The organism is Pseudoalteromonas sp. Z1A6, assembly GCF_011378745.1.
In the GTDB taxonomy this organism is placed as follows: Bacteria; Pseudomonadota; Gammaproteobacteria; order Enterobacterales; family Alteromonadaceae; genus Pseudoalteromonas; species Pseudoalteromonas arctica.
This window is the reverse complement of record NZ_WTKW01000238.1, coordinates 1-6,604: the sequence shown is the minus strand read 5'-3', so window position 1 is coordinate 6,604 and position 6,604 is coordinate 1. Positions and strand designations below refer to the sequence as shown.

The window sequence follows — 6,604 nt, the reverse complement described above, 5'->3', positions numbered from 1 at the left end:
TTTATCACTACTCTAAAAGCGCAGCGCCTCTTAACCTCTTTGTGAATTAATTAACTAAATATTTTAAAAGCCCTTAAAACAAAAAAGCGGTGTTAATTTTAACACCGCTTAATGCGAACTATTTATAGCTATGTGCTTTTATAATCAGATTTACAACATCGGTTTTATAACATCAAACACAGCTTCTATGTGGTCGTCTCTGTCGTTTAGTGCCGCTATGTAACGGTATTTTTTGCCGCCTGCGTTTTCGAATATTTCTCGGTTTTCACCTTCTAGCTCTTCAAGTGTTTCTAGGCAGTCGGCGCTAAAAGCAGGGCTGATGATGGCTACATCGGTAATACCCTCATCAGGCAGAGCTTCAAGCGTTGCGTCGGTGTAAGGCTTTAACCACTCGGCTTTACCAAATCGACTTTGAAAAGTACTAATTACTTTGTCTTTATCAAGGCCTAGTTTTTCGACAACTAAACGCGTGGTTTGTAAACATAGGCAATGGTACGGATCGCCTCGCTCTAAAAATAGTTTAGGCATACCGTGATACGAAAAAACAATTTTTTGTGGCATACCATTCGCTTCTAAATCCTCACTAATACTATTAGCAAGTGACTCAATATAACGGGTGTTTTTATGATAGCCATTAATAAAGTGCAGCTCTGGCACCCAGCGCCATTTACGCAGTACGCTCGATACAGCATCGAACGTTGAACCCGTGGTTGGGCTAGAATATTGCGGGTACATTGGCAATATAATAATACGCGTTAAGCCTTTATCACGAAGCTCCTCAAGGCCTGCCTCTATTGAAGGATTGCCATAGCGCATAGCCATTACTACTTCGGTATTGGTATAGCCTTGCTCTTTTAATAAGGTATTTAGCTTTACGCTTTGTTGGCGAGTGATGTGAGTAAGCGGTGAGCCATTTTCGGTCCATATACTTTCGTATAATTTAGCCGAACGCTTAGGGCGCACACGCAAAATAATGCCATGTAAAATTATCATCCATACTAGGCGTGGTATTTCTACAATGCGTGGATCTGATAAAAACTCACGTAAGTATATACGAAGCGCAGCAGCTGTTGGTGCATCAGGGCTACCTAGGTTAGTAAGCAGTATTCCCGTTTTTTGGTTAAAACGCCCATCATGGGGGTTGTCAGTAACCGCAGAAAATCGCGACACAGAGTGCTCCTTCAAGCAAATTCAATAATATATTTTATGCACATTGTAACGAAAAAAACTGCCGTTTAGATCAATCATTTAGCAGTTTTAACCATAATTCTAAATGGGGCTGGTTTTTTAGATTCTAGTTGCTGCAGTTTTTCTATTGATTTGCGGCTAAATACATGACCTTTAGGCAACAACATTATACCCGAATGGCTGTGCAGAGCATGGCCGAGTATCATTTGCTCTTTGAGTTCATGAGCATTACAAATTAGTACTGATCCTGCTGAACTTTTTTGTTCGTGTAGTTTTGCATGGCTTGCTTCAAGCGCACGAACTATTTTAGGGTGGTAAAACGAACCACTATAAAGTTTTACACTTTCGAGTGCATCCTCATGGCACTGCTTTTCATCGCTTGCATTGCTCTGCTCAAACGCGTCCCAGTAATCGCGCGCTAACCCTAATACCATAGCCCCTATCGGTATATCGTTTCCAGCAAGGCCTTTGGGCATTCCATTTCCGTTAAAACGTTCAAACTGGTAATAAATAGCATCCGATAAGTCGTGTAAATGTATTGCTGGCATTAGCATTAATTGTGCAGTACTTGGATGAGTATAAAAGGTTTTGCGTTGTTGCTCATTTAACCGATTTAGCGGTTTTTTATAAAGTTCAGGGTCCATAGCAAGCAAACCTATTTGTGCTAAATAACCCGCCATTGGGGCAAGATCGATGCTTTTTTGCGACAGGTTTAAGTAAAGCGCTATTTGTGTACAGGTATTTGCAATATTTTGTGCTTTGTTGCCATCAAGGTAAGGATTTGCATTAACAAAATTATATAGCAGCTCAACGGTCGATTTGTGCTCTTGTTTTTCCCGCTCGTTGGCGTCTTCAAGCTTTTTTAAAACTTGTTTGATTTGTAAGGTACGTTTTTCTACTCGTTGCTCTAACGTGTTGTTTAGCTCAAGTAGTTCTTGGTTTTGCGCCTTAACTTGTGTTTCTAATTTTTTGTTTTGCTTTTTTAGCGCAAATTTTTCTAGGCTATCTTTAATGCTTCGAAGTAATAAGTCATTTTGCCATGGTTTTTGAATATAACCATTTATTTGCCCTTGGTTAACAGCCGCTAGGGTTGTTTGTATATCGGCGTAACCGGTTAATAAAATGCGTTGAGTGTCGGGTGCCAGCGCACGCGCTTTTTCTAAAAACTCGGCACCGTTCATTACTGGCATCCGCATGTCGCTAATAATTAAACCAAATTCATGATTTTTAAAAAGTGTTAGTGCGTTTTGCGGATTATCGCAAACAATAACCGTTAAGCCATTTACTTCAAGTAGTCGTGTTAACGTACGTAGTACTATTTCGTCATCATCAATACAAAGTACATCAATCTGATTCATTGGTGTGTTTGGTGTTGCTTGAGTCATTGCGCCGCCTTTAAATTACTTCTGGCTAAATAATAGCTTAAAAAAACATCCGTGACCTGTTTATGCTTACCTTTTATATAGAGTAGGAGTCACCTAATGTGGTTATTATCTATAAGTAGATAAATGCTCACACTAAAGTTGCAAATTTGCATGTAGACGACTAAACGTTAAGTATAAAGTTATCTATATGGATGAAAGGAATGAATGGATCAGATGGTAATTTTGAACGTGCTTTTTTAAACGAACAAAAGCTGCGCTTGGCCGCAGAACAATTACTCAAAGATAAAAGCACCGTTTTAGTTGCCATAAATAATGAATTACAAAAAAAAGTAGCCGATTTAGAACACCAGCAAATGCTGTTTGTGCAAACCGAAAAAATGGCAACCTTAGGAACGCTTTGTGCAGGCGTAGCCCATGAAATAAATACCCCGCTTGCCTATGCAATGAGTAATATAGAAAGCTTACAAAATTCTACTCCTTTGCTTATCACGTTGCTAAAGCTTAACGAGCAATATTTAAACAATGAAATTAAAGAGAGCCGTTTTAAACACGAAATCGACATACTCAACTTACAGTATCCGTATGCGTGGCTTTATAACAATTTGCAGGGACAAGTTAACGACAGCGTTGAAGGACTCAAACGAATAAAACAAATTGTGCATGACTTATTAAACTTTGCCCACCCCTCCTCCTCGCAAGATAAGCAACTAACCGATGTAACAACGGGTGCTAATAATGCTTTAAGGTTATTAAGTAACAAACTCAAACTATGCGAGATAAAAACGCGGTTTGAACCACTACCACTTATTTGGTGCAATTTATCATCAATTAATCAAATTTTTGTAAATCTCTTAATGAATGCTTGGCAAGCATGCGAGCTTGATTTAGAAAAAGGCTGCATTATTGAGGTCAATATTTTTGAACTAAACACAAATATCTGTATTGAGGTAAAAGATAATGGCTGTGGAATGAGTGAAGACACAATAGCGCATATGTTTGACCCTTTTTATACAACAAAAGAAGTTGGAGAAGGTACCGGTATGGGTATGACACTTGTATACGCTATGGTGAGCGATCATGGCGGAAAAATAGAAGTTAACAGCACATTAGGGACAGGTACGACCATCCGCTGCCTATTACCTTTAAAAGCGTAAACTAACGAACAAAACCACAATGTAAATAAAAAGTTAATAGATCTTTTTTTGAAGTTTAATGCCCTTGCAGCATGTATTTTAATCGATTAAAGGTGGTTTTTTCTTATCTTGAAATTTATTTGCATACTTAGACCAAATATTTAGTTTTTTTCATTTCTTTTTGTTTGCATATGTTGCTAGGATGTTTGCAACAGGTTATGAGCACCATAACCACACACATATTATAAGAACACAAAAAAACAGGGTCGTCACTATGCCAACATACCGTTTAAACACACTTGCTGTAGCCGTTGCTTTCGCGTTTAGCGCACCAAGCATTGTTAACGCAGAAGAAGCACCAGTGCAAGCTGCTAAAAACATTGAGCAAATATCTGTATTAGGATCGCGTGTATCTAACCGTACTTCTACTGAGTCTTCTTCTCCTATTGATTTAATTGACGCAGATGATTTAACCAAAGGTGGCTTTACCGAGCTTGGCCAAAGCCTGCAAGCGACAGCGCCTTCATTTAACTTTTCGCGTACACAAGTATCTGACGGTTCTGATTTATTTAGACCCGCCACACTTCGTGGCTTACAGCCAGATCAAACTCTTGTATTAGTAAATGGTAAACGTCGCCATAACCAATCAATTTTTGGCCTTAACGGTACGGTTGGCGCAGGCGCTGCGGGTACCGATATGAATGCCATTCCGCTAACGGCCCTTAAAGGCGTTGAAGTATTACGCGATGGCGCAGCGGCGCAATATGGCTCTGATGCTATTGCAGGCGTAATTAACTTATCTCTTAATAACTCAACCGGTATTACAACGGGTTTTGTACAATACGGCGGCACAAGTGAAGGTGACGGCGACACTATTTCAGCAGGTTTAAACCGTGGTTTTGAATTAGGCAACGAAGGCGGCTTTATTAACCTATCGCTTGAGTACCGTGATGCCGATGGCACTAACCGCGCCGAGCGTGATACGGGGGGGTCGCTTAATGTTGAACCAGGTACGTTAAGTGAAGATGTACGCTGGGGCCAAGGTAACTCAGAAAGTGAATTTACATCGTTATTTTACAACATGGCATTACCAATGGGCGACGGCGAGCTTTACTCGTATGGTGGCTACTCAGAGCGCACGGCGCTGGGTAATGGTTTTTACCGTAACTTTAACGAAGCGTCTAAAAACGTAACTCAAGTATATAGCGATGGTTTTTTACCGCGCATATATAACGAAGCACAAGATATTTCAGTCGCGCTTGGTTTTAAAGGCGATATAAACACAGATTGGAATTACGATGTATCGGCTGTTTATGGTGAAAATCAATACGACTTTACATCACGCAATACATTAAACGCTTCTTACGCGGCTGAGTATTTATTTAACAACCCAAGTGCAAGCGATGCCGATATTGCAGCAAATTCAGGCCCTAGTGGCGGTTACTCAGGTGGTTTTAGATTTGATCAAACAACGGTTAACCTTGATGTAAACGGTATTGTAGATATTGGCCGTGGTGAACCTTTATATGTAACAGTAGGCGCTGAATACCGTAAAGAAAACTACGAAATAGTACCTGGCGATGAAGCATCATACGCCTGTGGACTAGCAAATATGGATACCTCGTACCCATCAGTAAACGATCCAGACCAATTTGCACAGTGTGGTTTTCAAGCTTATAACGGCCTGCGCCCAGAAGCGGCTAACGACAGCGACCGTAACAGCTACGCAGTTTATGTAGACGTAGAAACTATGATCACCGATGCATGGAACGTCAGTGGTGCGCTACGTTATGAAGATTTCTCAGATGCTGGGGATGATTTAATTGGTAAATTAGCAACACGTTATGAATTTTCAGATGACTTTGCAGTACGTGGTGCGGTATCTACTGGTTTTAGAGCACCATCACTTCAACAAAGTGGTTATACAGCCTTTACAACTAACTTAGGCTCAGACGGCACATTAACGCAGTCGTTCACTGCAAACACCGGTACAGCTTTCCCAAGTGCGTTAGGCGTAGATAGCTTAGAGCTTGAAACTTCAACAAACTACAGTGCAGGTTTTGTTTACGATGTAACAAGCGAGCTTTCGTTAACGGTTGATTTTTACCGTGTAGAAATTGAAGACCGTATTACGCTTGGCAGCTTACTTACCGCTGACGACGTATCGTTTAGCTCAGAAGCAGTTGCAGCGCTACAAGCAACTGGAGCTGTGCAAGCTAACTACTTCTCAAACTCGGTTGATTCTACTACGCAAGGTGTTGATATTATTGCATCGTACCGTACTGAAGTTGAAGGCGGTAATTTAGGAGTAACCTTTGCAGGTAACCTAAACGATACTAAAATTGACGGCGTAAATGCTGAAGACGGTATTCCTGAAGCGGTTGCTTTTGATGATTTACAACGTAGCTTTTTTACCGACGGACAACCTAGTGAACGTGCAACGCTTACGTTTGACTACGAACGCGATGCCTACACATCAACCATTCGCTTTAACTACTTTGGCGAAACAGATGTAAAATACTTTGGTAATGACCATATTTCATTACCAGGTGAGCTTTCGCCAACAGGATCGTTTAAACCAACAAGTACGGTTGAGTCTGCTGTGTTAGTTGATTTAAATGTTAGCTACCAAATTAACGACATGTTTGCGCTTTCAGTGGGTGCCGATAACGTATTTGACGAAACACCAGACGAATTAGGTGATGACGAAGTACTTAACTTTATCACCAACGGCGCATTTAAATACCCAGTACGTGCATTACCTTACGGCTTTGACGGCAGAACGTACTATGCAAAAGTAAGCTTTAGTTTTTAATTTATAAAGCAAACTAAAGTAATATTAAGCGCAGTTATTAACTGCGCTTTTTTTATACTTTTTTATTATTAAAAAAGTACCTA

At 40.3% G+C, this 6,604-nt stretch carries 4 protein-coding genes; 2 read left to right on the top strand and 2 right to left on the bottom strand.

The window, feature by feature from the left end:
• Window positions 1-150: 150 nt before the first annotated feature.
• Window positions 151-1,170 carry a ferrochelatase gene (gene hemH / locus GQR46_RS14200; RefSeq protein WP_007583511.1) on the bottom strand — a complete coding sequence of 340 codons (1,020 nt, stop codon included), beginning with the start codon at window positions 1,168-1,170 and terminating at the stop codon, window positions 151-153.
• Between the two features lie 74 nt (window positions 1,171-1,244).
• The gene (locus GQR46_RS14195; RefSeq protein WP_165741287.1) at window positions 1,245-2,573 is read right to left on the bottom strand and encodes an HD domain-containing phosphohydrolase; all 1,329 of its coding nucleotides are present in this window, start codon (window positions 2,571-2,573) and stop codon (window positions 1,245-1,247) included.
• 200 nt (window positions 2,574-2,773) lie between these two features.
• Between GQR46_RS14195 and GQR46_RS14190 the strand changes: the two genes are divergently transcribed.
• Window positions 2,774-3,727, top strand: coding sequence for a HAMP domain-containing sensor histidine kinase (locus tag GQR46_RS14190; protein WP_007583514.1), 954 nt, complete (start codon window positions 2,774-2,776; stop codon window positions 3,725-3,727).
• A 253-nt stretch (window positions 3,728-3,980) separates the two neighbouring features.
• A complete protein-coding gene (locus tag GQR46_RS14185) occupies window positions 3,981-6,521 on the top strand; it encodes a TonB-dependent receptor (protein ID WP_165741286.1) in 2,541 nt (846 codons plus the stop codon).
• Window positions 6,522-6,604: the final 83 nt, after the last annotated feature.

Bases quoted from the DNA above. Each gene is read 5' to 3' on its own strand.
- GQR46_RS14195 (WP_165741287.1), bottom strand. From the start codon at position 2,573: ATGACTCAAGCAACACCAAACACACCAATGAATCAGATTGATGTACTT.
- GQR46_RS14190 (WP_007583514.1), top strand. From the start codon at position 2,774: ATGAATGGATCAGATGGTAATTTTGAACGTGCTTTTTTAAACGAACAA.
- GQR46_RS14185 (WP_165741286.1), top strand. From the start codon at position 3,981: ATGCCAACATACCGTTTAAACACACTTGCTGTAGCCGTTGCTTTCGCG.